Genomic DNA, 26200 nt, shown 5'->3' with positions numbered 1-26200 from the left:
TTCCCGCGTTGCGGTCGGCCAGGGCGGCTGCGACACTCCGCCGCTGAGGCGCCGCCCGGCGCCATCCGAAGGGAAGCCGTCATGTCCATTGCCGCCAACATCGTCATCGCCGTGATCGCGCTGCTGCACCTGTGGTTCCTGATCCTGGAAATGTTCCTGTGGACCCGTCCCTCCGGCCGCCGCGCGTTCGGCACCACGGTGGAATTCGCCGAACAGTCGAAGGCGCTTGCCGCCAACCAGGGGCTCTACAACGGCTTCCTCGCCGCCGGACTGGTCTGGGGGCTCTGTCTCGGCGGCGCCGGCTTCCACGTGAAGGTGTTCTTCCTCGCCTGTGTTCTGCTCGCCGGGATCTTCGGCGGGCTGACCGCAAGCCGGAAGATCCTGTGGATCCAGGCGATGCCGGCGCTGATCGCACTGGTGCTCATCCATCTGACCTGATGGCGCAGACACCCATGTCGACTCCTTCGCGCGAAACCGTCGGACAACGTTTCGATCCTGCGCTGATGCAACACGCCCGCGAAAAAACCTGGGCCGCGCTGCACGGCATCCGCGAGCGCATGCGCCCGGGCATCAGCGAAGACGAAGCGAAGGCCGCGGCGCTGGACGTGTTCCGTGGGTTGGGCTACGAGCGGTTGTGGCATCCGGTGCTGATCCGCATCGGCGCGAACACCACCAAGACGTACCGGCAACGCTCCGATCCGAACGTGCGGCTGGGCGAGAACGACAGCTACTTCATCGACCTCGGCCTGGTATTCGACGGCCACGAGGGCGACGTGGGCGATACCTTCGTGGTCGGCCACGCGCCGCAGCGGCAGGCCTGCGCGGAGGCGGCGCGCACGCTGTTCGGCGAAGTGGCCGATGCCTGGCGGGCACAGGGGCTGAGCGGCCAGGCGCTGTATGCGTTCGCCGGCGAACGCGCCGAGGCGATGGGCTGGCGGTTCAATCATGCGATCAAGGGGCATCGGGTCAGCGACTTCCCGCACTCGATCCATCAGGGCGGCGACCTCGGCGACCTGGAGGCATCGCCATCCAGCGGGCTGTGGATACTGGAGATCCAGATCGCGCATCCGACGGAACCGTTCGGCGCGTTCTACGAGGATCTGCTGGCGCGCTGACTGGCGCGGGCACGGCAAGCGCCTGCAGGCCATCACCCGAAGTGAACGGCAAGCGCGCTATGCTGAAGCCTCATCCGGGCCCTGTCTGGATTTCAGGCTGTCCCGCATGCCGTCGTATCTGAAGCCCGTGCCCACTCCCGCCGCGACCGCCGGCAAGGGTGGCTCATCGGCGAAGCCTCGCAAACCGCCAGCAGCCAGCACCATGATCGTCGGCATCGGTGCCTCGGCCGGCGGGCTGGAAGCATTCAAGACGTTTTTCACGCACATGCCGGCGGACAGCGAGCTGGCCTTCGTGCTGGTGCAGCATCTGGCGCCCGATCACAACAGCCTGCTGGCCGAGCTGATCGGCCGCAGCACCAGCATGCCGGTGCTGGAGGCGACGCACGGCATGCGCGTCAAAGCGCGGCATGTCTATGTCATTCCGCCTAACACCACCCTGACCATCGCCGACGGCGTGCTGCAGGTATGCAAGCCGGCGCCGCCGCGCGAGCATCGCTGGCCGATCAATACCTTCTTCACCTCGCTGGCCGAAGACCAGGGTGATTGTGCCGTGTGCGTGGTGCTCGCCGGCACCGGCAACGATGGTGCGCAGGGGTTGCGCGCGGTCAAGGATCACGGCGGGCTGGCGCTGGCGCAATCCGGATACGGCGACGAGGCGATGACCGGCATGCCGGCCAACGCCGTGGCCACCGGGCTGGTCGACGCCGTCATGCCGGTGGCCGAGATGCCGGCACGCCTGCTGGCCTATCAGAAGCAGATGCACGCCGCGCATCAGCGCAAGGGCCACGACGGTGTGCGCGGTGACGTAGCCGCACACCTGGAGACCATCTGCGAACTGCTGCATGAGGAAGTCGGCCACGACTTCAGCCAGTACAAGGAAAAGACCCTGCTGCGGCGCATCCAGCGCCGCATGCTGGTGGCGCAGACCGAAACCGTCACCGACTACATCGACTATCTGCGCCAGCATCCGCACGAGCACGAACTGCTGTTTCGCGAGTTCCTGATCGGGGTGACCGAATTCTTCCGCGACCCGGTCGCATTCGAGGCGCTGCGGACGCTGGCGATCCCGGCGATGCTCGCCGACCGCACCAGCGCCGACGTGCTGCGCGTCTGGGTGCCCGGCTGCGCCACCGGCGAGGAGGCCTACTCCATCGCCATCGCGCTGCGCGAGGCGATGGGTTCGCGACTCGGCCCCAAGGTGAAGGTCTTCGCCACCGACATCGACGACCAGGCGATCGGCCGTGCCCGCGCCGGACGCTATCGGGCGCCATTGAACGGCATCTCGCCTGAACGGCTGGAGCGCTGGTTCACCAAGGATCGCGACGACTGGTGCGTAGTCAAGCAGATCCGCGAGATGTGCGTCTTCTCGCCGCACAGCGTGATCAAGGACCCGCCGTTTTCGCGGATGGACCTGGTTTCCTGCCGCAATCTGCTGATCTACATGAACAACGATCTGCAACAGCGGCTGGTGCAGTCGTTCCACTATGCCCTGCGCCCCGGTGGATTCCTGCTGCTGGGCCCGTCGGAACGATTGGCACGCAATGCCCGCCTGTTCGACGAGCTGGACAAGAAGCAGCGCCTTTATGTGCGTCGCGAGGACGCGCACGCCCGCCCGCACAACTTCCTGAGCGCACAGCCTCGCCCGGCCAGCAGCGCCGTGCATGCGGCGCATTCGTCACGGCACGCCGAGGACCTGATCGACCAGCATGTGCGCCAGGCGCTGGAACCGTGGTCACCGGCCTACGTGGTGATCAACGCCGGCCAGGAGGTACTGCGTTTCGGCGGCGACACCCGCCGTTACCTCGCGCCTTCGTCCGGCGCAGCCAGTCTCAACCTCTTCCAGTTGCTCGACAAACCCTTGCGCGCACCCGTGCGTGCAGCCGCCTTGCAGGCCTTCGCCAGCGGCAAGCGGGTGATCCGCGAAGGCCTGATCGTCCAGTCCGGCGGACACGATCAGCTGCTGCGCCTGATCGTGGAGCCGCTGAACGACAGCGACGGCAAGGTCGAGATGTGCGTGGTGGCCTTCAGTGAACTCGAACCCCCGCCGCGCCAGGTCGAGCCGCTTCCCGACGGCGAGCTCCCCACCGATTCGGCACGGATGCATGCGCTGGAAGAGGAACTGCGCGGCACCCGCATGCAGCTGCACAGCGCGATCGAACTGCACGAAACAGCCAGCGAAGAACTGAAATCGGCGAACGAGGAATATCAATCAGTGAATGAAGAGTTGCAATCCGCCAACGAGGAGCTGGAAACCTCCACTGAAGAGATGCAGTCGATCAACGAGGAACTGCAAACCGTCAACACCGAACTCAACAGCAAGAACGAGGCCCTGAACCGGCTCAACAGCGACATACGCAACCTGCTCGACAGCACGCACATCGCCACCCTGTTCCTCGATCGCGACCTGCGCATCCGCAGCTACACGCCGGCGGTGACCGGCCTGTTCCACCTGCGCGCCGGCGACAAGGGCCGCCCGATCACCGAGATCTCGCCACGCATCGCCTATCCGGAACTGGAGCAGGACGTGGGGCGGGTGCTGCACGACCTGGCGGTCACCGAGCGCACCTTGCAGGGTACCGGCGAGGCACCGACCTTCCTGCTGCGCATGCGGCCTTATCTGACCGTCGACAATATTGTCGATGGCGTGGTGCTGACCTTCGTCGACATCACCGAAAGCCAGCATCTGAACGTCGAGCATGCACGGCTGGCGGCAATCGTGAACTCCTCGCGCGATGCCATCTTCGGTTTTTCCCTGGACGAGCGGATCACCAGCTGGAACGTCAGCGCCGAACGCATTTTCGGCTTGCCCGCCAACGGGGTGGTTGGCCAGCCGTTGAGCCTGCTGCTGCCACCCGAGCCGTCCGACGAGGTGACGACGTTCTTCGCCAGCCACACGCGCCCGCTGCGCCTGGCCGAGTTCGAGATGACCTGGATGCGGCCGAACGGCGAATCGGTGCCACTGGCCATCAGCTACTCGCCGGTATGCGATCCGGAAGGCACCCTGTTCGCCGGCAAGCTCATCGCGCGCGACATCACCGAGCGGGTGCGCGCGGCCCGCCACAACGAGATGATGCTGGCCGAACTCAACCACCGGGTGAAGAACACGCTGGCCTCGGTGCAGGCGATCGCCGACCAGACCGTCGCCAATGCGCCGGACCTGCCCGCCTTCAAGGAAAGCTTCCTGGCGCGATTGCTGGCGCTGTCGCACACCCACAACCTGCTGGCCCGGGATGCCTGGACTGGCGCGCCGCTGGCCGACATCATCCATAACGAACTGGCGCCGTACCGGAACGACAGCGACGCACGCACGAACGACGCACGCGTAAGGCTCCACGGCGAAGCTCTCACGCTGCCGCCGAAACACGCATTGGCGCTGAGCATGGCCCTGCATGAACTGGCCACCAACGCCGGCAAGTACGGATCGCTGTCGGTGCCCGAGGGCCTGGTCACCGTCACCTGGGCGACACGCACGACCGACCAGCATCCATGGCTGCACCTGCAATGGACGGAAAGCGGTGGCCCCGCGGTCGAACCACCAACACACCGCGGCTTCGGCTCACGCCTGATCGACGACGGCGTACCGTACGAACTGGGCGGCGAAGTGGCGCTCGAGTTCCCCCGCAACGGTGTCATCTGCACCATCGATGTGCCGTTGAATGAGGATATTTGCTGATGATCACCGATAAAAACATGCCCTGCATCCTGCTCGCCGAAGATGAAATGCTGCTGGCGATGATGCTGGAAGATCACCTCAACGCATCGGGCTACCGCGTACTCAAGGCCGCCCGCCTGGCCAAATGCCTGCAGCTGGCCGAGTCCGCAGCGATCGACCTGGCCATCCTCGACATCAACCTGGCCGGCGAAGTCAGCTTTCCCGTGGCCCTGGTGTTGCGCCGTCGCGGCATTCCGTTCGTGTTTTCCTCCGGCTATGACGACGGCGACATGCCCGAAATCTGGCGCAAGCAGAAAACCCTGCAGAAGCCCTACGACACCCGACAGCTGACCGCGACACTGGCCGCCCTGCGCGCCGCCGCCTGACACCCTGTCGTCGAGCATGCGGCGCATCGCCGGCGGCCGACTGTTGAAAAAATCCGTGCCAGACTGCATCTGAGCGGTCTCATCCCCGCGTTTACCTCAACGCCTATCTGGAATCCGGACCGTGGCCCGCAAGAAACCCCTGACCCTCTATCGCAACATCGGCATCATCGCGCACATCGACGCGGGCAAGACCACGACCACCGAGCGCATCCTCTACTACACCGGGCGCAAGCACCAGATCATCGACGTGCACGACACCAAGGACGGCAAGGGCTCCACCACCACCGATTACATGGAGCAGGAGCGCAAGCGCGGCATCACGATCCAGTCGGCGGCGGTGACCGCGGAGTGGAAGGGCCACCAGATCAACGTGATCGACACGCCCGGACACGTCGACTTCACCATCGAGGTCAACCGCTCGCTGCGCGTGCTCGACGGCGCCGTGGTGGTGTTCGACGGTGTCGCCGGGGTGGAGCCGCAGACCGAGACCAACTGGCGCCTGGCCGACCAGTACAAGGTGCCGCGCATCTGCTACGTCAACAAGATGGACCGCATCGGTGCCAGCTTCGCGCATTGCGTGAAGGGCATCCGCGAGCGCCTGGGCGCCAACGCGCTGCTGTGCCAGGTGCCGCTGGGCAGCAGCGACGAATTCGTCGGCATGGCCGACCTGGTCGCCGGCGTGGGCTATCTCTGGGCCTCCGACGACAAGGACAGCGTGTGGGAAACCGTGCCGCTGGACGAGATCAAGGCGCGCCTGACGTTCGGCGCCAGCGCCGACAACGCGTGGATCGCCGACCTGCCGAAGCTGCGCCAGGACCTGCTGGAAACCGCGCTGGCGCTGGACGACGACGCGTTCGAGCGCCTGCTGAACACCGGCGAGTTCGACCCGGCCGTGCTCAAGCAGTGCATCCGCCGCGGCACCGTCACCGGCGAACTGGTGCCGGTGCTGTGCGGCTCGTCGTACAAGAACAAGGGCGTGCAGCAGCTGCTGGATGCGGTCGTCGACTACCTGCCCTACCCCGGCGAGAACGGCGGCATCGCGATGGTCGACGAGGACGGCAACGTCATCGGCGAGCAGGTCGTGACTGACGACGCGCCGGCGCGCGCGCTGGCGTTCAAGGTGATCAACGACCAGTTCGGCACGCTCACCTTCTGCCGCATCTATTCCGGCGTGATCAAGAAGGGCGACACCCTGCTCAACGTCACCCGCGGCAAGAAGGAGCGCGTGGGCCGCATCGTCGAGGTGCAGGCCGACGACACCCGTGAAATCGACGAAGTGCGCGCCGGCGACATCTGCGCCTTCGTCTCGATGAAGGACACCGAGACCGGCGATTCGCTGGCCGACCCGGCGCATCCGGCGTTGCTGGAACGCATGCGCTTCCCCGACCCGGTGATCAGCGTGTCGGTGGAACCGAAGAACCGCAACGACGTCGACAAGCTGTCCAGCGCGCTCTACAAGATGGTCAAGGCCGACCCGTCGCTGAAGCTCGAGGTGGACCAGGAAACCGGCCAGACCGTGCTCAAGGGCATGGGCGAGCTGCACCTGGAGGTGACCATCGACCGCATGCGCACCGAGCTGGGCGTGGAAGCGAACATGGGCAAGCCCCGGGTCAGCTTCCGCGAGGCGTTCGGCAAGACCGTCGAGCACACCTACACGCACAAGAAGCAGACCGGCGGCTCCGGCCAGTTCGCCGAAGTGACGATGATCTTCGAGCCGGGCGAACCGGGCTCGGGCGTGGTGTTCTCCGACGAGGTGGTCGGCGGCCGCGTGCCGCGCGAGTACATTCCGGCGGTCGAGCATTCGGTCAAGGCCGAATCGCAGGAAGGCCAGGTCGCCGGCTACGAGGTGGTCGACTTCAAGGCGCGCCTGATTGACGGCAAGTACCACGACGTCGACTCCTCCGCGCTGGCGTTCGAGATCGCCGCGCGGCAGTGCTTCCGCGAGGCGCAGAAGCTCAGCAAACCGAAGCTGCTGGAACCGATCATGCACCTCGAAGTGGTGATGGAGGCCGACTACCTCGGCGACGTCATCGGCGACATCAACCGCCGCCGCGGCACCGTCAGCGACCAGGGCCACAAGGGCAGCTCCGCCTTCGTGCAGGGCTTCGTGCCGCTGGCCGAGATGTTCGGCTACATCAACTTCCTGCGCTCGGCCACCCGCGGCCGCGGCACCTTCACCATGGAGTTCGACCACTACGAGGACGTGCCGGCCGGCATGGTGGAGAAATTGATGGAGAAGGAGGCCAAGTAAGGCCTCGCCTTCGACCGGGCGCCGGCGATGTCAGCCGGCGCAAGGCAGCGAACCCGGGGAGCGATCCCCGGGTTTTTCTTTGTGCGTATCGTTGTAGCGTTCCGCCACGGTGAGGCGGATGATGTGGCGCTGTCACATCCTGCCGAATCATGAAACGGGAGATGCCAAGATGAGAACGTCCGGGACGGTTTCCTCGATGCTGGCAGCGTGGCTGCTGGTGTTTTCTGTGAGCGGATATGCCAGCGACAACGGCATGGCCGTCGACGCGGCGAAATACGCCAACCGCGCCACCCTGCCGGATTTCACCGCCACCGCCTGCCCTGACAACCCGCGCGCCCTGGTACAGGTCAAGGGCAGTCTGTATCGCCACACCACCGGCCCCGGCCTGGCTGTGCACAGCGGCTTCGTGCTGATCACCAAGGAAGGCGCGCTGGTGATCGACCCCGCAATGACCTGCACGGCGACCTGGCTGCGCGACGAGATCCGGCACCGCTTCAACGTGAAGGTGAAATATGTCGTCTACACCCACGGCCACGCCGACCACATCAGCGGCGGCCAGGTGTTCCAGCAGGATGGCGCGATTGTGGTGGCCAACCAGCGGGCGCTCGAACCGATCGTCGGCGAAAAAATCCCCACCGCGCTGCCCGATCGCGTATTCGACACCGACATGACGATCACCCTGGGTGGCGAAACGGTGCTGTTGCACCGGGTCGCGCCCAGCCATTCGGACAGCATGACCATGGTGCTGTTCCCCAAGTACAAGGCGCTGCAGTGCACCGACGTCTGCGAAAGCAAGTCGATGCCGTACAACGACTTCCTCGACTTCTACTACCCCGGCTGGATCGAGACGCTGGACTGGGTGGCAAAGCAGGACGTGGACATCATCGACGTCGGCCACTACAGCCCCGCCACCAAGGCCGACGAAGCGGCACTGCGCACCTACATGGTCGACCTGCACCAGCAGGTGCTGGATCTGGTGCGCGCGGGCCAGCCGTGGGATCAGCTCTACCGCAACGTGAAGTTCAGCGACGAGGTGAGGCACTGGACGGCCTTCGACGTCATGCACACGTTGAACATTGTGGGCATGTACCGCTGGGTATCCAACCACCGCCGGGGCGAGTGGTAGGACCACACGGCAACCGAAATATGCGATCCGGCGGAAGGTGTACCGAGGCTGTCGGCGACGGCGTGCCCGTGCTGTTCGACAGCGACGCCTCCGTTCCTGTACCGAAGAGAAACGGGGGTGGAGCACCCTGGCCCTGGTGAGCAGTAGCATATGGTCCGACCGCAGGCAGCGATGTTGCCTGCATCCGGGTGCCGGGGGGCACCTCTCCATCTCGACCAGGGAATATCATGACTACTCTCCGCACGCGGCCGACCTTGCTTGCGCGGCCTCTCCGTATCCATCAGCGACCGCTGGCCGCCGCCTGTGCCGCCCTGCTCGGACTGACCCTGGCCGGCGCGGCTTCGGCGCAACAAGTGCAGGAACAGACGACCACGCCGACGGGCAGCCAGACGGCACCGGTCGACCAGAAGGTCGACGCCAGCGCAAAGAAGAACAAGAAGTCCGAGAACACGGTGAGCAATCTCGACGCCGTCATCGTCACCGGCATCCGCGGCAGCATCGAGAACTCGCTGAAGGCCAAGCAGAACTCGGACAACATCATCGAGGCGATCTCGGCCGAGGACATCGGCAAGCTGCCGGACGCGAGCATCGCCGAGAGCCTGTCGCGCGTACCGGGCCTGGCCACCCAGCGCCTGAACGGCCGCGCCAACATGATCTCGATCCGCGGCACGGACCCCGGTTTCGCCGGCACCACGCTGAACGGGCGCGAGCAGGCCACGATCGGCGAGAACCGCGGCGTCGAATACGACCAGTACCCGTCCGAGCTGATCAGCGGCGTGGCGATCTACAAGACGCCCGACGCCAGCCTGATCGGCCAGGGCCTGTCCGGCACGGTCGACCTGCACACCATCCATCCGCTGGACCTGCCCAACCGCGCCTTCGCGGTCAACCTGCGCGGCGAGCACACCAGCAACGGCAAGCTCAACCCGGGCAGCGGCGTCGGCGACATGGGCCACCGCGCCAGCATCTCCTACATCGACCAGTTCTTCGACCACACCCTGGGCCTCGCGGTGGGCTTCGCCCATCTCGACTCGCCGATCCAGGAAAAGCAGTACCAGGCCTGGTGGTGGAGCATGAATAACGGCCCGGGCAGCGCCGAGGACAACTGGGGCGCGCCGCACACGCCCGGCATGCCCGACGGCGTGATCTCGCAGGAAGGCATGCAGCTGCGCGCGCAGTCGCTGACCCAGAAGCGCAGCGGCCTGATGGCCGTGCTGGAATGGGCACCGGGCGACCACTACCACTCCACGCTGGACCTGTACCACTCCATCTTCGGTGAGAAGAAGTTCACCAACGGCGCACAGTGGTCGAGCAGCCCGTGGGACAACGTCAGCTACTCCAACGTCGGCGTCACGCAGGCGCAGCCCTACCCGATCGTCACCTCCGGCACCATGGACGGCATCGCGCCGATCCTGCAGAACCAGTACACCAAGGAACACGACAAGCTGTTCTCCGCCGGCTGGAACAACCAGTACGACTTCGACAACGGCTGGACAGCCACCGCGGACCTTTCGTACTCCAGCGCGAAGAAGAAGCTGCACGACGCCTACCTGTTCACCGGCCTGGCCGGCGGCGCCTTCACCAGCGTCGACTTCCGCACCCCGCTCGGCAACGGCTACCCGTACTTCTCGCCGGCAGTGAACCTGGCCGACCCGTCCCAGGTGGTGTTCACCGACCCGGACGGCTACGGCTACAACGGCCGCCAGGAGTTCGACACCCAGAAGGACACCATAAAGGCCGTGCGGCTGGAAGTGAGCCACCCCCTGGGCTGGATCTTCAGCAGCATGAACCTGGGCGTGAACTACTCCGACCGCACCAAGACCAAGCAGGCCGACGTGCAGTTCGCCTGGTTGAACGGCAACGGCTCCACGGCGGACACTTACGACAATCACTTCAGCGCACCGGTGAATTCCGCCTTCCTGTGGGCACCGACCTCGCTCGGCTACGGCGGCATTCCTGGCGCGCTCAGCTACAACGTGCTGGCCGCGCTGGCGAACCAGTTCTACCTGACCGAGCGCAACGGACAGGGCGACTGGAGCCGCAACTACACGGTGGAAGAGAAGGTCCCGGTGGCCTACGCCAAGTTCAATATCGAGACGACGCTGGGCAACGTGCCGCTGACCGGCAACGTGGGCGTGCAGTTCGTGCGTACCGACCAGTCCTCCACCGCACTGCAGACCAACGGCGACACCCTGGTCGGCCACATCACGGACGGCGCCAAGTACAACAACGTGCTGCCCAGCCTGAACCTGGTGGCGCATCTCACCGACCGCCAGTACCTGCGCTTCGGCCTGGCCAAGACCATGGCGCGCGGGCGCATCGATGACGAGAAGGTCGCCACCTCGGCCGGCCTGTCGAAGGTGCTGCAGGGCCCTGGCGCCGGCCAGGTGCTGTGGTCCGGCAGCGGCGGCAACCCGAAGCTGAAGCCGTACGTGGCGGTCGGCACCGACCTGTCGTACGAGTTCTATTTCGGCAAGTCCAGCTACTTCGCCGCGGCGGTGTTCAACAAGAACCTGCTGAACTACATCTACAACCAGACCACGCTGGACTACGACTTCTCGCACTACACCAACAACGACCCCACGCTCACCCCGACCAGCAACATCGGCTCGTTCACCCGGCCCGCGAACGGCACCGGCGGCAAGATGCAGGGCCTGGAACTCTCCGGCGCGCTGGAAGGCGGGCTGCTGGCGCAGGCGCTGGACGGCTTCGGCGTGCTGGCCAACTTCTCGCTGACCAACAGCAACATCCCGAAAAACTCGATCTCGTCGATCCCCGGCGGCCCGTCGACCTTGCCCGGGCTGTCGCGCAAGGTCGCCAACCTGGCGCTGTACTACGAGAAGTACGGCTGGTCGGTGCGCGTGGCCGAACGCTACCGCTCGTCCTTCACCGGCGAAGCCGTGGCGCTGTTCGACCAGCTCGGCTACACCAAGATCCTGGCCAACCGGCAGACCGACCTCCAGCTCGGCTACGCGTTCTCCGAGGGCAGCCTGAACGGCCTGTCGCTGCTGCTGCAGGTCAGCAACCTCAGCAACACGGCGGACAAGAGCGTGCAGATCTCCGGCCTGCCCAACAACGTGCAGCTGACGCGCCCGCTGGAGTACGACACCTGGGGCCGCACGGTGATGTTCGGCGTGAACTACAAGCTGTAGGCGACCCGGCAAGCGTGGGAAAGCCATGGAACCCGGGGAGCGATCCCCGGGTTTTTCATGGAGTGCCCGTCACGCGGAAAGATGCTCATACAGGATCACCGCGCCCACGCCGATCAGGATGATGCCGCCGATGATCTCGGCGCGCTTGCCGACCATCCCGCCCAGCACGCGGCCCAGCATGACGCCCAGCGTGACCATGGTGAACGTGCACAGGCCGATCACCACCGCCACGACGGCGATGGGCGTGTCGACGAAGGCCAGCCCCACGCCCACTGCCAGCGCGTCGATGCTGGTGGACAGGCCGGTGATGGCGAGGCCGACGACGCCGTGCTTCCTCGCCTCGTCGACCGGCTCGTCCGCGTCCGGCTTCCATCCGTTCCAGATCATGTGCAGGCCCAGCACCAGCAGCAGGCCGAACGCGATCCAGTGGTCCCACGCCTCGATGTAGCGCGAGGCGCCCTTGCCCAGCAGCCAGCCGATCACCGGGGTGATCGCCTCGATCACGCCGAAGATCAGGCCGGCGCGCAGCGCCTGGCTGAGCCGAGGTCTGGTCATGGCGGCGCCCTTGCCGATCGCCGCCGCGAACGCGTCGGTGGACATGGCAAAGCCGAGCAGCAGGATGGAGATGGGATTCATGGGTGGCCAGGTCGGTCGGGCAAAGGCGCAACGGCACGACGGCGCGCCCCACCGCTGTGGCGCCGTCAGCCGTTGGTCTCGCCAACCAGGATCGGTGTCTTCGCCACGGCAGGATAAGCCGAGCATGTTGACGAAGACGCCTCGCGGAACGAGGCAGGCTACTCCCCAAAGGGTGTCGCGCTGCCGGCATGACCGCCAGCGCGGCGGCTAGGTTAGCACAGCGGCGCGGCGAACCCGGCAGATGCAGGCAGGCGAACCGCCGCGCATACTCGGATTTCGTTCAAGACATGCACAGGGGACCTCGCATGAGAGCACCACGAGCACTTGGGCCCGCCGCAGCGGCCGCGCTGGCCTTCTGCGCCGGCATCGGCATGGCTCACGCCGGCACCGCCGCCGCGGCGCTGCCCGAAACCATGGGCATGCTGAAGCATGCCATCAGCATCCCCACGGTCGAGGGCGAGCACCAGGTGCCGGTGCTGGCCTCGTATCTGGCCGGCAAGCTCAAGGCTGCCGGCTTTGCCGACAGCGATGTCGAGATCATCCCGGTGGGCGAAACCGCCGCGCTGGTGGCGCGCTATCGCGGCACCGGTGAAGGCAAACCGATCCTGCTGTCCGGGCATATGGACGTGGTGGCGGCGAAGCGCCAGGACTGGACCCGCGACCCGTTCACCCTGATCGAGGAGAACGGCTACCTCTACGGCCGCGGCAGCGCCGACATGAAAACCGCCGTGGTGGTGCTGGTCGAGACGCTGATCCGGCTCAAGCGCGAGGGCTTCAAGCCGCGCCACGACCTGATCCTGCTGCTGTCCGGCGACGAAGAGACCACGATGGCCTCGACCCGCGAACTGGCGAGGCGCTACCACGACGCCGAGTTCCTGCTCAACGCCGATGCCGGCGGCGGCATCTTGAACCCCGATACCGGCAAGCCCGCGCTGTACCAGATCCAGGCCGCCGAAAAGACCTATGCGGACTTCCACATCAGCCTGGCCTCGGCCGGCGGACACTCCAGCGAACCCAACGACGATAATGCGATCTATCGGCTGGCGCGCGTCATCGACCGTGTCGCCAGCTACCAGTTTCCGCCGCTCAGCAACGAGATCACGCTCGCCTCGCTGCGTGCGCTCGGCGCCAACACGCCCGGCCCGCTGGGCGCGGCGATGACCCGCTTCGCCGCCCACCCCGATGACGCTGCCGCCGCGGCCACCATCTCGGCCGATCCCGCCTATGTCGGCCAGATCCGCACCACCTGCGTGGCCACCATGCTCAACGGCGGCCACGCACTCAACGCGCTGCCGCAAAGCGCCAGCGTCAACATCAACTGCCGCATCTTCCCGGGCACCCCGGTCGACAGCGTGCGCGACACACTGGTCAAGGTGATCGACGACAAGTCCGCAACCGTCGCCGTGCTGCCACCCCCGCCCGTGGCCAGCCCCGCCTCGCCACTGCGCCAGGACGTGATCGCCGCCGTCACCGCCGCCGTGCACGCGCGCTTCCCTGGCATCGAAGTGGTGCCCAGCATGTCCGCCGGCGCCTCCGACAGCATGTACTTCCGCAACGCCGGCGTCCCCAGCTACGGCATCGATGCCGCCTTCACCAAACCCGACGACACCTTCGCCCACGGACTCAACGAGAAGCTGCCGGCCTCGGAAGTCGAAGCGGGGCTGGAGTTCTGGCATCGGGTGTTGGTGCAGTTGGCCAAGTAAAGGCGCTGATTTTTTGGCCGATGCAACATCAAAAATACCTTGGGTTCCGCCACCATGCAGAAGATTCGCGCTGGGCGTTTACTGGCAACCGCCACTTCAATGAGCCTTTTTACGGTCGCTGCAAGTGCAGATGCCGGCGTTCCTATGCTGTTCGTGACCTTTCCGGCCATGGTCGTGTCTCTTATACCAATTGTTCTAGTGGAGACCGTCGTGCTTGCGCGGGCTCTCAAAACAAGAGCTGCCCTACTAGCGAAATCCACGGCTATCGCCAATGTGGTTTCTACGATTATCGGAATTCCCTTGACTTGGGTTGCGTTGGTAATTTTAGAGCTTGTCACCGACGGCGGATCAGCACACGACCTGACCACACCCTTGCAGAAATTTCTCGCAGTGACATGGCAGGCACCGTGGCTCATTCCATACGAGCGAGAGTTGTACTGGATGGTCCCGGCAGCGTCTCTCGCCCTTCTCGTTCCATTCTTTTTTGCATCATATTTTATCGAGGCACCCATAGTGGCTCGCCTTGAACGGGGGTTTCCAGCATCGCAAGTAAGAGCAGCCGTATTTCGCGCCAACGTTGCCAGCTACATAGGCTTGGCAATTTTTAATATCGCGTGGTTGATGTGGTCAATCGAGTATGCACCGAGGATGTAGCTGGCTATTTCTCAAATCCAACCGCTTCATGAAAGCGAGGGTGCAACCCAGGTCGTGAACGCCCGCCTTTGGCGGCGCCCCAACCGGGGAAGTCGGTGACGCAAGGCCATCGACCATTCCACGCTACAATTACCGGTTCGCGCTCCAGCCAACCCGCACCCCATGCCCACCCATCTCCAAGAAACCCGCCGCCGCCGCACCTTCGCCATCGTCAGCCACCCTGACGCGGGCAAGACCACGCTGACCGAGAAGCTGCTGCTGTTCGGCGGCGCGATCCAGATGGCGGGGTCGGTGAAGAGTCGAAAGACGTCGCGCAGCGCCACCTCGGACTGGATGGCGCTGGAGAAGGAGCGCGGCATTTCGGTGACCTCGTCGGTGATGCAGTTCCCGTACGACGGCAAGATCGTCAACCTGCTCGACACGCCGGGACATGCGGACTTTTCCGAGGACACCTACCGCGTGCTGACCGCGGTGGATTCGGCGCTGATGGTGATCGACTGCGCCAAGGGTGTGGAGGAGCGCACGATCAAGCTGATGGAAGTGTGCCGGCTGCGCGACACGCCGATCATGACCTTCATCAACAAGCTCGACCGCGAGGGCCGCTCGCCGATCGAGCTGCTGGACGAGGTGGAGTCGGTGCTGGGCATCGCCTGCGCCCCGCTGACCTGGCCGATCGGCATGGGCAAGCGGCTGAAGGGCGTGTACCACCTGGCGCTGGACGAGGTGCACATCTTCGAGCAGGGCAAGAATTTCACGCGGCAGGACTCGACCATCTTCAAGGGCCTCGATGCGCCCGGCCTGGCCGAGAAGATCGGTGTCGAGGCGATGCGCGAGCTGCGCGAGGAACTCGAACTGGTGCAGGGCGCCGCGCCCTCGTTCGACATCGACGAGTACCTGGCCGGCCGGCAGACGCCGGTGTTCTTCGGCTCGGCGGTGAATAACTTTGGCGTGCAGCTGCTGCTGGATTTCTTCGTCGAGCACGCGCCATCGCCGCGCCCGCGCGCCACCACCACGCGCGAGATCCAGCCGGAGGAGGACAAGCTTTCCGGCTTCGTGTTCAAAATCCAGGCGAACATGGACCCGGCGCACCGCGACCGCGTAGCGTTCATGCGCGTGTGCTCGGGAACCTACAACGCCGGCATGAAGATGATCCAGACGCGCACCGGCAAGGAGGTGCGCATCGCCAACGCGCTGACCTTCATGGCCAGCGACCGCGAGATCGTCGAGACGGCGTATCCGGGCGACGTGATCGGCCTGCACAACCACGGCACCATCACCATCGGCGACACCTTCACCGAGGGCGAGCTGGTCACGTTCACCGGCATCCCGAACTTCGCGCCTGAGCTGTTCCGCCGCGCGCGACTGCGCGACCCGCTGAAGATGAAGGCGCTCCAGAAGGGCCTCGCGCAACTGAGCGAGGAAGGCGCCACCCAGTTCTTCCGCCCGCTGATGTCGAACGACCTGATCCTGGGCGCAGTCGGCGTGTTGCAGTTCGAAGTGGTCGCCTACCGGCTGAAGGACGAGTACAACGTCGACGCCAGCTTCGAGCCGGTGACGGTAACCACCGCGCGCTGGGTGCATTGCGACGACGAGAAGAAACTGGCCGAGTTCCGCGAGAAGAACGCGATGCACCTCGCCATCGACGGCGCCGGCGAACTGGTCTACATCGCGCCGACGCGGGTCAACCTGCAGCTGGCGCAGGAGCGCTGGCCGCAGGTGCGCTTCGCCAATACGCGCGAGCATGCGGCGGCGGTGGAGCTGTAGCAGCAACGCGACGCCGCTGCTAACGTGCGGGTCTTTGCCGGGGGACCCAAGCATGCACGACCAGACCATCGCCTTCACCACGCCGCCCGATGCGCCACGCTGGATGCGCTGGTTGCTGTTCTCGCCGCTGGCGCGGATCGCGATCTTCGTGCTGCTGTTCATGGCGCTGAGCTTCGCGACAGGCGCGCTGATGCACGCGCTGGGCTGGCTCGGCAAGGACGCCCCGGCCACCATCCACGGCCTGGCACAGTTGCTGATGCGCGCACTGCCGGCGCTGCTTGCCTATCTCCTGCTGGTTCGGCTGGTAGAACGCCGCCCGATCATCGAACTGGCGCCACGCCGGCTGCTGCCGGATGGCGCCGTCGGCGCGGCCGCCGGCCTGCTGCTGTTCAGCGCGGTGGTCGGCGTGCTGTACCTGCTGGGCAGCTACCACGTCACCGGCACCAACCCGGATGCGCCATGGGTACCGGCCCTGCTGATGGTGGGACTGGGTGCCGGCATCGGCGAGGAGATCATCTGCCGCGGCGTGCTGTTCCGCATCGTCGAGGAAGGGCTGGGCAGCTGGTGGGCGCTGCTGGTCTCGGCACTGTTCTTCGGCGCGGCGCACGTCGGCAACCCCGGCGCCACACTATGGAGTTCGGCGGCGATCGCGATCGAGGCCGGCCTGCTGTTCGGCATGATCTACCACCTGACCCGCTCGCTGCCGCTATGCATGGGCCTGCACGCGGCCTGGAACTTCGCCCAGGGCACGATCTACGGCATCCCGGTCTCCGGCACCCCGGCTGACGGCTGGCTGGTGTCCACCCGCAGCGGTCCGGACTGGCTCAGCGGCGGCGTGTTCGGCGCCGAAGCGTCGGTGGTCGCGCTGGGCCTGTGCTCGCTGTGCACGCTGGCCTTGCTGGTCATCGCGCTGCGGCGTGGCTCGATCGTGCCGTGCCGGCCGTGGCAACTGCTGCTGCAGCGGTTCAGCCACCGCTGAACCACCGCGTCCGACCGACTATGGTTCGGCGACGGCACCGGCTACCCTGTCGATGGCGCGGTCGCCGATGCGGCGGTCGCAGAACGGACCGCCTACCGAGCCGCGGTGACCTGCATGCAGCAACCTATCCGCCCGAAGAAGAATTCATGGCTGGCCGATCAGCCGATACGGCGCAAGATGATGCTGGCGATCGGCCTGCTGCTGGGCCTGTTCCTGCTGACCAGCCTGATCACCCTGCACTCGCTGCGCGAGCAGGAAAACAACCGCCGCTGGGCGACGCACACCTATCAGGTGCTGCTCGAACTCGATCATGCGCAGCGCGCCCTGCAGACCACGCAGATCGGCGCGCGCGGCTACATGCTGACGCAACGCGCCGACCAGCGGGAGATGTTCGACAGCGGCACCAGGGACCTGCGCGAGCGCATCGCCCACCTGCGCCAGATGACTGCCGACAATCAGCTGCAGCAGTTGCGCATCGATTCGCTGGAAAAGATGGCCACCCAGTGGCAGCGCGAGATGAAGTCCAACGCGATCGACGCGATTGCCCGGCTGAAGAGCGCCGATACGACAGCGATGGCGCTGGAGTTGCAGCATATCCAGTCGAACTATCTGGCGAACCGCACGGTTCGCAGCGAGGACATGTACGCCGTCATCGACCAGATGGTGGCCGAGGAAAGCCAGCTGCTGACGGTGCGCAACCGGCAACTCGACAGCGCCCTGGTCACCACCAAGTGGATCAACATCTTCGCGATCCTGCTCGGGGTCCTGCTCGGCATCACCGTGATCCGGCTGACCTCGCAGCTGGTGACCCGGCCGCTGCGTCGGCTTACCGACATGATGACGCGGCTGGCGAATCACGATCACGATTTCGAGATCCGCCGGCTCGACCGCCGCGACGAGGTCGGTGAAATTGCCCGCGCGCTGCAGGTGTTCAAGCAGATGTCGCTGGATACCGAGGCGCAGACCTGGGTCCGATCCCGCGTGTCGGACATTTCGCATGTGCTGCTGCAGGCCACCACGCACAAGGATTTCGCGCAATGGCTGGCCAGCGAACTGGTGCCGCTGTGCAAGGCCGGCGTGGGGCTGTTCTATTCCTTCGATGACGCGCGCCATCGCCTCGATCTGCTGGGCAGCTACGGCCTGCGCCTGAACAACCGTACGGCGGACCACTACCTGCCCGGCGAAGGACTGGTGGGCCAGTGCGCGATCGAACGCAAGCCCATCATGCTCGACGACGTGCCGGAAAATTACCTGCACATCGACTCGGGCAGCGGCGAGGCGCTGCCACGCCACGTCGCGATCCTGCCGGTGCTCTACCGCGATACCCTTATCGGCGTGCTGGAACTCGCCGGCTTCGGGCCGCTCACCGCACAGCAGAAACAGCTGCTGGACGAACTGCTGCCGATCGTGGCCTTGACCCTGGAGAACCTCAACCGCGCGATCAGCACGCACGACCTGCTGCTGCAGACGCAGGAACAGGCCGACGACCTGCGCGTGTCCGAACTGGTGATGCGCCAGCAGAAGGAGGTGCTGCGCGACAGCAACGAGGCGCTGCAGACGAAGACGGCCGAACTGGAGGAACAGTCCGCACGGCTGATCGCCTCCGAGGAAGAGCTGCGCGTGCAGGCCGATGAGCTGCAGGCGTCCAACGAGGAACTGCGCGAGAAGACCGACAGCCTGAACCGGCAGAAATACGTGCTGGAGGACCTGCAGCAGGAAACCGCCGACAAGGCCGCCGAGCTGGCCCGCGCCAGCCAGTACAAGTCCGAGTTCCTGGCCAACATGTCGCATGAACTGCGTACGCCGCTGAACAGCCTGCTGATCCTGTCGCGCAGCCTGGCCGACAACGACACCGGCAACCTCGACGAGGAACAGATCGAGTCGGCGCGGATCATCCACGACGCCGGCAACAGCCTGCTGCACCTGATCAACGACATCCTCGACCTGTCCAAGGTCGAGGCCGGCAAGATGGAACTGGTGATCGACGACCTGGCGCTGGCCGAGCTGGGGCAACGGCTTCGGCGCACGTTTGTGCATGTGGCGGAGGAAAAGCGGCTGGGCTTCACGCTGGACATCGACCCCGGCCTGCCCTCGATCCTGCGCACCGACGGCGGCAAGCTCGAGCAGATCGCCAACAACCTGCTCAGCAACGCGTTCAAGTTCACCGCCGATGGCGCGGTGAGCCTGCGCATCGGCCGCCCAGGCAGCGACGTCGAGATCCCCGAGGCACTCCGCGGTCAATCGCTGATCGCGATGACGGTGAGCGATACCGGCATCGGCATTCCGCAAGACAAGTTCCAGCGCGTCTTCAACGCGTTCGAGCAGGTGGATGCCGGCACCAGCCGCCAGTTCGGCGGCACCGGGCTGGGCCTGGCGATCTCGCGGCGGATGACGCAACTGCTCGGCGGCGATATCGTGCTGCGCAGCGAGAGCGGCCGCGGCAGCCACTTCAGCGTGCTGCTGCCGGAGACGCCGCCCGCGACTTCCGGGTCCGCCGAAGACATGCCGCGCGCCAGCACAACCCGGCTCAGCCGGGCCGCCTCGCCGTATCTGCCGCCGAACGGCAATGGCCGCGATGCGCCACCGCCGGACCAGACCACGATCCTGGTGATCGAGGACGACCCTGCCTTCGTGCGCATCCTGATCGACATGATCCAGCGCAAGGGCTATCGCGCGCTGGCCGCCGGCGATGGCGCATCGGGCCTGCAACTGGCGCGCGAGCATCGCCCCACCGGCATCCTGCTGGATGTCTCGCTGCCGGTAATGGACGGCTGGAGCGTACTCGACCAGCTCAAGGCCGACGATGCCACCCGGGCGATCCCGGTGCACTTCATCTCGGTCGACGACGGCGGTACGCGCGGGCTGGAGCGCGGCGCAGTGGGCTTCCTGACCAAGCCGGTCAGCCGCGAATCGATCGGCCTGGCACTCGAGCGCCTGCTGCATTCCGCTGCCGGGCAGCCACAGCGCCTGCTGATCGTGGACGACGACGCCGACTCGCGCACCGCCGTTCATATCATGCTGCGCAGCGACAAGCTGCAGATCGACGAAGCGGAGTCAGCGGAGGACGCGCTGGAGAAGATCGCCAGCACGGATTACGACTGCATCGTGCTCGACCTGGGCCTGCCCGGCATGTCCGGGCTCGAACTGCTGGCGCATCTGGCGCAGACCAGCAAGGGCGTGCCGGTGGTGGTGGTGTACTCCGGCCGCGAACTGAGCCGCGACGAGAACCTGAGGCTGCGCCAGTACACCGACGCCATCGTGCTCAAGGGCGCGCGCTCCACCGAGCAGCTGCTCGACGAGGTCAGCCTGTTCCTGCACAGCATCCGGCAGGCGCCGCCGCGAAGCGCCGCCGAACCGGCGGTGGGCAGCGAGCTGGCGGGCCGTCGCGTGCTGCTCGTGGACGACGACATGCGCAACCTGTTTGCGCTGTCCAAGGTGCTGCGCGGCTGGGGGCTGCAGGTGAACATGGCGCAGGACGGGCCCAAGGCGCTGAAGATGCTGGCCGACGACGAAGCGCCGGAGCTGGTGCTGATGGACATCATGATGCCGGGCATGGATGGCTACGAAACCATCCGCGCGATCCGCGCACAGCCGCATTTCGCCAGCCTGCCGATCATCGCGCTGACCGCCAAGGCGATGCGCGGCGATCGCGAAAAGTGCCTGGAGATGGGCGCCAGCGATTACCTGTCCAAACCGATCGACACCGACAAGCTGGCGGCGCTGATGCGCGTGTGGCTGCAGCGCTGAGCACCGTGCCACCTCGCTCGAACCCGACGGGATGGTGCAGCAGTTCACGCCGGCCATGACCGCCAACGGTTAAGGTTGGCCAAGGAGAACCGCTCCGCTACCGACATGAACGCGATGCCACCGAAAATCCTGGTCGTCGACGATACCGCCGCCAACCTGGTCGCCATGCGCCGACTGCTCGCCAACAGCGGCGCGCAGCTGTTCGAGGCGCGCAGCGGCAACGAGGCGTTGGCGCTGTGCCTGGACCACGCGTTCGCGCTGATCCTGCTCGACGTCAACATGCCCGACATGGACGGCTTCGAGGTGGCTGGCCTGTTGGGCGAAGCCGAGCACCTGCGCGACACCCCGATCATCTTCGTCACCGCCGCCTACGCCGACGACATGAACCGGCTCAAGGGCTACCGTTCCGGCGCGGTGGATTACATCGCCAAGCCGATCAACGACGTGATCCTGCAGTCGAAGGTGCGCGTGTTCCTGGAGCTGTACGCGGCGCGCGCCAAGCTGCAGCACACGCTGGACGAGCTGGCCGAGCGCAACCAGCAGCTGACCCAGGAGATCGCCGAGCGCGAGCTGATGGAGGCGATGGTGCGCCATCAGGCCCACCATGACGCCCTGACCGGCCTGCCGAACCGCATCCTGTTCCACGACCGCCTGCATGGCGCGATCCAGCGCGCAAACCGCCACCACAGCCAGTTCGCACTGGCCTGCATCGACATCGATGGCTTCAAGCACGTCAACGACAGCCATGGCCATGCCGCCGGCGACGCCTTGCTGCAGGAGATCGCCGCACGGCTGTCGGCCCATTTGCGCAGCAACGACACGGTGGCCCGGCTGGGCGGCGACGAGTTTGCGCTGGTACTGGAGGACATCGAGGATCCACAGCTGGCCATGCAGCTGTGCGAAAAACTGTGCGTGGCGCTGGGCGAGCCTTATGCGCTGCGCGTCAACGGCCACCTGATCGAGGTACGCGTCGGCGCCAGCATCGGCATCGCCGCGTATGCGCCAAGCGAACATGCAGACGCCGACGAACGGCTGATGCATGCGGCCGACCATGCCATGTACGAAGCCAAGCGCGGCGGCAAGAACCGCTGCGCGCTGGCGGACTGACGCCCCGTTCAATCGCGCTTGCGCGGCGACACCCACATCAGCACGCGCGCACGGAAGACCGTCTCGTCAGCGCTGTCCACCACCTCGACCCTGACCGGCCACTCGTGGCCGCCATCGGGCACGGGCGTAGCCAGTTCGGGAGTGGCGATGCCGTGCATCGTGCCCACCGCCTTCTTCAGGTACTCGACGCTCATGCCCTTGGGAATCCAGCGCATGTCGGCCGGAATGGTCGCGTCGGTCATCACTCCGGCACTGAGCTCGGCCAGGTTGCACAGCGCGATCGCGTGCACGGTGCCGATGTGATTGTGCACGCGGCGCCGGTCGCGGATGCGCACCTCGCAGCGGCCCGGCGCCAGCGCCACGAAGCGCGGTGCGATCGTGGCGAAGTACGGCGCCCTGAAACAGACCAGTCGCGAGAATATCCAGTGGCCCGCCGGCCAGCGCGTGATGCGACGGTACAGCGACAACACCGAGGCACTCATCTTTTGCCCTCCGGGACAAAGAACCGACCCGCAAGACGGGCCGGTCGGTCAGATCGATTTACGCGGCGTCGGCCCGCGTCTTGAACGCACGCAGCTCGTCCGTATCGAAGTCGTCCACCGAGATGAACTCGAACACGCCTTCGCGCACGCGCCTGAGCAGCTCGGCCTCGGCCTCGGAAATCACCCCGGCCTGCTGCGCCTCGGCAAGCTGGCCCAGGTAGTCGTGCGAGCTGAACTGGCCAGCCTTCAACGCCTTGCCGAACTTGCGGTCGACCGGCTCGGCGGCGATCACGTCGGGCAGCAACGCCTTCATGCGGCCGATCGTGTTGTTCGCCGTGGGCGTGGTGTAGACCCAGTCGGTGAGTCGATCGAGCGCTTCGTTCGGCGCCGTGAGCAGCGCGGCGACACGACGGCCGAGGCGATCGGACGGCGGCACTTCGCGGCGCCCCAGCGGGAACACCAGCGCGCGCAGCAGCCACGCCACCGGGCGCACCGGGAAGTTGCGGATCGCGCCGTCCAGCGCGTTCTGGATCAGCCACATGCACTCATGGAAGCCCCAGGCCAGGAACGGACGATCGGCTTCCGGCCGGCCGTTGTCCTCGTACTGCTTGAGCATGCTGCTGGCGATGTACAGGTAGCTGAGCACGTCACCCAGGCGCGCCGACAGCTTCTCCTTGAATTTCAGCTTGCCGCCGAGCACGCCCATGAACACGTCGGCGCACAGCGCCAGCGCGGCCGAATAACGATCGAGCTTGCGGTAGTAGCGGCGGGTGTAGTTGTCGCCGGCGGTCTCGCCGATGCGCGCACCGCTCAGTCCCATCGCGAAGCTGCGCACCGCGTTGGAGATGCCGAAGCCGATGTGGCCGAACAGCAACCGGTCGAACGTCTTCAGCTGCTCGCCGCGATCGGCGATCGACAGCGCCTGCATTTCCTTCAGTACGTAGGGATGGCAGCGGATCGCACCCTGGCCGAAGATCATCAGGCTGCGCGTCATGATGTTGGCGCCTTCCACCGTGATCGCGATCGGCACGCTGGCCCAGCCGCGGCCGGCGTAGTTCTTCGGGCCCAGTTGCACCGCCTTGCCGCCGTGCACGTCCATGGTGTCGCTGGCGATCTGCCGTGCCCACTCGGTGGCGTGGTACTTGGCGATCGCCGACGGCACCGCCGGCTTCTCGCCGCGGTCGACCGCGGCGGCGGTAGCGCGCGACAGCGCCGCGGTGGCGTAGGTGAGCCCGCCGATGCGCGCCAACGCTTCCTCGACGCCCTCGAAGCGGGCCACCGCCAGGCCGAACTGCTTGCGCATGCGCGCGTACGCGCCGGTGGCCAGCGCCGAGGCGCGCATGCCGCCGGTGGCGTTCGACGGCAGCGAGATCGCGCGGCCCACCGACAGGCATTCGACCAGCATGCGCCAGCCGTGGCCGGCCATCTGCGGGCCGCCGATCAGCACCGACAACGGCGCGAATACGTCCTTGCCGCGGATCGGGCCGTTCTGGAACGGGATGTTCAGCGGGAAGTGGCGGCGGCCGATTTCAAGGCCGGGCGTGGAGCGCGGCAGCAAGGCCAGGGTGATGCCGAGGTCTTCCTTGTCGCCGAGCAGGTGCTCGGGGTCGTACATGCGGAAGGCCAGGCCGACCACGGTGGCCACCGGCGCCAGCGTGATGTAGCGCTTGTCGAAGGTGAGCCTGATGCCCAGCGTCTCCGCACCGTCGACCACCTGCCTGCAGACGATGCCCACGTCGGGGATCGAGGTGGCGTCGGAGCCGGCGTACGGGCCGGTCAGCGCGAAGCAGGGAATCTCCTCGCCCACCGCCAGGCGCGGCAGGTAATGGTTCTTCTGTTCTTCCGAGCCGTAGTGCAGCAGCAGTTCGGCCGGCCCCAGCGAGTTCGGCACCGCCACCGTCGAGGACACCGTCGCCGACATGGTGGACAGCTTCTGCAGCACCGCCGAATGCGCCAGCGCGGAGAACTGCAGGCCACCGTACTGCTTCGGGATGATCATGCCGAAGAAGCGGTTCTTCTTGATGAAGTCCCACACGTCGGGCGGCAGGTCGGCCAGTTCGTGGGTGATCTGCCAGTCGTCGATCATCCCGCACAGCTCTTCCACCGGGCCGTCCATGAAGGCCTGCTCCTCCACGCTCAGTTCGGGTTTGGGCTGCTTCAGCAGTTCGTGCCAGTCCGGCTTGCCCGAGAACAGTTCGCCCTCGAAGCCGACCGTGCCGGCTTCCAGCGCGGTCTGCTCGGTCTCCGACAGCTTCGGCGTGACCCTGGCGAACAGCTTCAGCAGCGGCAGGCTGATCTGCTTGCGGCGGAAGTCCACCAGCAGCAGCGGCAGCGCGATCGCCAGCTCGACGATCAACAGGATCGCCGTGGTCCACGGTGCGTGGGCCAGCAGCCCCACCACCAGCGTGGCGACGATCGTGACGATCGCCCAGGTGCGCAGGCTGCTGCGATGATAGGCACAGGCACCGGAGGCAATCAGCGCCGCCAGCAGGGTCAGTATCACGGACATCTCAACACCTCATTGCGATTGAACGGCGCCGGCGACGCGCCGGCCGGCGGGTAACGGATCAAGACTCTGCACGAAGCGCACGACCTCGCGCGTGAATGCGTCGTTCGCATCGCCCGCCACCATGTGCGTGGCGTGCGGCAGTTCCACATGTCGCGCATGCGGCACCAGTTGCAGGAATTCGTCGACGGTGGCGCGCGACACCACGTCGCTGCGCGCGCCCGACAACAGCAGCACGGGCACGTCGATCTTCGTGGCGGCGGCTTGCAGGCGCGGCTGGTAGCGCTCGCTTTCCTGCACCAGATCGCCGGCCAGCAGGGCCGGGTCCCAGTGCCAGCGCAGGCGTCCGTCGGCACTTTCGCGCAGCAGCGGGCGCAGTTGCTGCTCGCTCTTGCGTTCGCGCCGCTGCGGCAGGTAGGCGGCGATCTGTTCGGCCGCGTCGGCGTAGTTCGCGAAGCCGTCCGGATGCGCCTGCATGAAGGCGAGGATGCGTTCCACCCCCGCGGTTTCCCAGCGCGGCGTGATGTCGACCAGCACCAAGGCGCGGAACGGCGACGGCCGCATCTCGCCGGCCAGCACGATGCCGAGCAGGCCGCCCATCGACGCGCCCACCAGGATCGGCGGCTGCGGCTGCGCCACGGCCAACCGCAGCAGATCGTCGGCGAACTGGTCCATGTGGTAACCGCTTTTGGCATCCGCGCCACCCGCCACCCGGTCGCTCTCGCCGTGACCGCGCGCATCGAACGTGACGCAACGGCAACCCGCCTGCGCCAGCGCCGCGGCCGCACCGCCCCAGGCGCCGCGGGTCTGGCCAAAACCATGCGCGAACAGCAGCGCCGGATTGCCATCCGGGCGACGCGTCTCCATCGCCAGGCTCAAATCGGCGACGGGGAAGCGGCTGATGGCATCGGGAGCACGGATGTCGTTTTCCATACGGATG

17 protein-coding genes are annotated in these 26200 nt (G+C 66.2%); 13 read left to right on the top strand and 4 right to left on the bottom strand.

Going from position 1 to position 26200, the window contains the following annotated elements:
* Window positions 1-81: 81 nt before the first annotated feature.
* The 7 genes from ABIE04_RS14535 to ABIE04_RS14505 all read left to right on the top strand — a co-directional run bounded on the left by ABIE04_RS14535 (window position 82) and on the right by ABIE04_RS14505 (window position 11682).
* Window positions 82-438, top strand: coding sequence for a DUF1304 domain-containing protein (locus ABIE04_RS14535; RefSeq protein ID WP_354551707.1), 357 nt, complete (start codon window positions 82-84; stop codon window positions 436-438).
* 14 nt (window positions 439-452) lie between these two features.
* Window positions 453-1115, top strand: coding sequence for a M24 family metallopeptidase (locus tag ABIE04_RS14530; protein ID WP_354551702.1), 663 nt, complete (start codon window positions 453-455; stop codon window positions 1113-1115).
* 202 nt (window positions 1116-1317) lie between these two features.
* A complete protein-coding gene (locus tag ABIE04_RS14525) occupies window positions 1318-4788 on the top strand; it encodes a chemotaxis protein CheB (protein WP_354551699.1) in 3471 nt (1156 codons plus the stop codon).
* The gene (locus ABIE04_RS14520; RefSeq protein ID WP_354551698.1) at window positions 4788-5153 is read left to right on the top strand and encodes a response regulator; all 366 of its coding nucleotides are present in this window, start codon (window positions 4788-4790) and stop codon (window positions 5151-5153) included. The genes ABIE04_RS14525 and ABIE04_RS14520 overlap by 1 nt, the downstream gene beginning before the upstream one ends.
* Window positions 5154-5274: 121 nt before the next feature.
* On the top strand, window positions 5275-7404 hold the full coding sequence (gene fusA, locus ABIE04_RS14515; RefSeq protein WP_354551697.1) for an elongation factor G: 2130 nt from the start codon (window positions 5275-5277) through the stop codon (window positions 7402-7404).
* Window positions 7405-7573: 169 nt separating this feature from the next.
* Window positions 7574-8530 carry an MBL fold metallo-hydrolase gene (locus ABIE04_RS14510; protein WP_354551696.1) on the top strand — a complete coding sequence of 319 codons (957 nt, stop codon included), beginning with the start codon at window positions 7574-7576 and terminating at the stop codon, window positions 8528-8530.
* A 227-nt stretch (window positions 8531-8757) separates the two neighbouring features.
* Window positions 8758-11682: a TonB-dependent receptor gene (locus tag ABIE04_RS14505; protein ID WP_354551694.1), complete on the top strand. Its 2925-nt coding sequence runs from the start codon at window positions 8758-8760 to the stop codon at window positions 11680-11682.
* Window positions 11683-11751: 69 nt separating this feature from the next.
* Here ABIE04_RS14505 and ABIE04_RS14500 read toward each other — a convergent pair whose 3' ends face one another.
* Window positions 11752-12318 carry a manganese efflux pump MntP gene (locus tag ABIE04_RS14500; protein WP_354551690.1) on the bottom strand — a complete coding sequence of 189 codons (567 nt, stop codon included), beginning with the start codon at window positions 12316-12318 and terminating at the stop codon, window positions 11752-11754.
* Window positions 12319-12623: 305 nt separating this feature from the next.
* On the opposite strand from ABIE04_RS14500, the gene ABIE04_RS14495 reads away from it, so the two are divergent.
* The 6 genes from ABIE04_RS14495 to ABIE04_RS14470 all read left to right on the top strand — a co-directional run bounded on the left by ABIE04_RS14495 (window position 12624) and on the right by ABIE04_RS14470 (window position 22272).
* Window positions 12624-14021: a M20/M25/M40 family metallo-hydrolase gene (locus tag ABIE04_RS14495; protein WP_354551686.1), complete on the top strand. Its 1398-nt coding sequence runs from the start codon at window positions 12624-12626 to the stop codon at window positions 14019-14021.
* 54 nt (window positions 14022-14075) lie between these two features.
* A complete protein-coding gene (locus tag ABIE04_RS14490) occupies window positions 14076-14675 on the top strand; it encodes a hypothetical protein (RefSeq protein ID WP_354551682.1) in 600 nt (199 codons plus the stop codon).
* A 162-nt stretch (window positions 14676-14837) separates the two neighbouring features.
* Window positions 14838-16439 carry a peptide chain release factor 3 gene (locus ABIE04_RS14485; RefSeq protein ID WP_354551677.1) on the top strand — a complete coding sequence of 534 codons (1602 nt, stop codon included), beginning with the start codon at window positions 14838-14840 and terminating at the stop codon, window positions 16437-16439.
* A gap of 52 nt (window positions 16440-16491) precedes the next feature.
* Complete coding sequence (locus ABIE04_RS14480; RefSeq protein WP_354551673.1) at window positions 16492-17418, top strand: CPBP family intramembrane glutamic endopeptidase; 927 nt, start codon at window positions 16492-16494, stop codon at window positions 17416-17418.
* Between the two features lie 114 nt (window positions 17419-17532).
* Window positions 17533-21165, top strand: a complete 3633-nt coding sequence (locus ABIE04_RS14475; protein WP_354551668.1) for a response regulator — start codon at window positions 17533-17535, stop codon at window positions 21163-21165.
* 114 nt (window positions 21166-21279) lie between these two features.
* A complete protein-coding gene (locus tag ABIE04_RS14470) occupies window positions 21280-22272 on the top strand; it encodes a diguanylate cyclase domain-containing protein (RefSeq protein ID WP_354551664.1) in 993 nt (330 codons plus the stop codon).
* Between the two features lie 8 nt (window positions 22273-22280).
* Here ABIE04_RS14470 and ABIE04_RS14465 read toward each other — a convergent pair whose 3' ends face one another.
* Genes ABIE04_RS14465 through ABIE04_RS14455 form a run of 3 tightly spaced genes read right to left on the bottom strand, consistent with a single transcriptional unit; the run spans window position 22281 to window position 26127 of the window.
* On the bottom strand, window positions 22281-22754 hold the full coding sequence (locus ABIE04_RS14465; protein WP_354551659.1) for a hotdog fold domain-containing protein: 474 nt from the start codon (window positions 22752-22754) through the stop codon (window positions 22281-22283).
* Between the two features lie 58 nt (window positions 22755-22812).
* Window positions 22813-25263 (bottom strand): acyl-CoA dehydrogenase, encoded by a 2451-nt coding sequence (locus ABIE04_RS14460; RefSeq protein ID WP_354551655.1) that lies wholly within the window; start codon window positions 25261-25263, stop codon window positions 22813-22815.
* Between the two features lie 9 nt (window positions 25264-25272).
* Window positions 25273-26127 (bottom strand): alpha/beta fold hydrolase, encoded by an 855-nt coding sequence (locus tag ABIE04_RS14455; protein WP_354552757.1) that lies wholly within the window; start codon window positions 26125-26127, stop codon window positions 25273-25275.
* Window positions 26128-26200 lie beyond the last annotated feature (73 nt).

The organism is Rhodanobacter soli, from assembly GCF_040548735.1.
GTDB classification, from domain to species: domain Bacteria; phylum Pseudomonadota; class Gammaproteobacteria; order Xanthomonadales; family Rhodanobacteraceae; genus Rhodanobacter; species Rhodanobacter soli_A.
Note: the sequence above shows the minus strand (reverse complement) of the source record. Positions and strands in the feature narration are given on the sequence as shown.

What these genes read in the sequence shown, in the direction of transcription:
- ABIE04_RS14520 (WP_354551698.1), top strand. Translation starts at nt 4,788, where the DNA reads ATGATCACCGATAAAAACATGCCCTGCATCCTGCTCGCCGAAGATGAA.
- ABIE04_RS14505 (WP_354551694.1), top strand. Translation starts at nt 8,758, where the DNA reads ATGACTACTCTCCGCACGCGGCCGACCTTGCTTGCGCGGCCTCTCCGT.
- ABIE04_RS14480 (WP_354551673.1), top strand. Translation starts at nt 16,492, where the DNA reads ATGCACGACCAGACCATCGCCTTCACCACGCCGCCCGATGCGCCACGC.
- ABIE04_RS14525 (WP_354551699.1), top strand. Translation starts at nt 1,318, where the DNA reads ATGATCGTCGGCATCGGTGCCTCGGCCGGCGGGCTGGAAGCATTCAAG.
- ABIE04_RS14455 (WP_354552757.1), bottom strand. Translation starts at nt 26,127, where the DNA reads ATGGAGACGCGTCGCCCGGATGGCAATCCGGCGCTGCTGTTCGCGCAT.
- ABIE04_RS14460 (WP_354551655.1), bottom strand. Translation starts at nt 25,263, where the DNA reads ATGTCCGTGATACTGACCCTGCTGGCGGCGCTGATTGCCTCCGGTGCC.
- ABIE04_RS14490 (WP_354551682.1), top strand. Translation starts at nt 14,076, where the DNA reads ATGCAGAAGATTCGCGCTGGGCGTTTACTGGCAACCGCCACTTCAATG.
- ABIE04_RS14495 (WP_354551686.1), top strand. Translation starts at nt 12,624, where the DNA reads ATGAGAGCACCACGAGCACTTGGGCCCGCCGCAGCGGCCGCGCTGGCC.
- ABIE04_RS14535 (WP_354551707.1), top strand. Translation starts at nt 82, where the DNA reads ATGTCCATTGCCGCCAACATCGTCATCGCCGTGATCGCGCTGCTGCAC.
- ABIE04_RS14475 (WP_354551668.1), top strand. Translation starts at nt 17,533, where the DNA reads ATGCAGCAACCTATCCGCCCGAAGAAGAATTCATGGCTGGCCGATCAG.
- ABIE04_RS14485 (WP_354551677.1), top strand. Translation starts at nt 14,838, where the DNA reads ATGCCCACCCATCTCCAAGAAACCCGCCGCCGCCGCACCTTCGCCATC.
- ABIE04_RS14465 (WP_354551659.1), bottom strand. Translation starts at nt 22,754, where the DNA reads ATGAGTGCCTCGGTGTTGTCGCTGTACCGTCGCATCACGCGCTGGCCG.
- ABIE04_RS14470 (WP_354551664.1), top strand. Translation starts at nt 21,280, where the DNA reads ATGCCACCGAAAATCCTGGTCGTCGACGATACCGCCGCCAACCTGGTC.
- ABIE04_RS14500 (WP_354551690.1), bottom strand. Translation starts at nt 12,318, where the DNA reads ATGAATCCCATCTCCATCCTGCTGCTCGGCTTTGCCATGTCCACCGAC.
- ABIE04_RS14510 (WP_354551696.1), top strand. Translation starts at nt 7,574, where the DNA reads ATGAGAACGTCCGGGACGGTTTCCTCGATGCTGGCAGCGTGGCTGCTG.
- ABIE04_RS14530 (WP_354551702.1), top strand. Translation starts at nt 453, where the DNA reads ATGTCGACTCCTTCGCGCGAAACCGTCGGACAACGTTTCGATCCTGCG.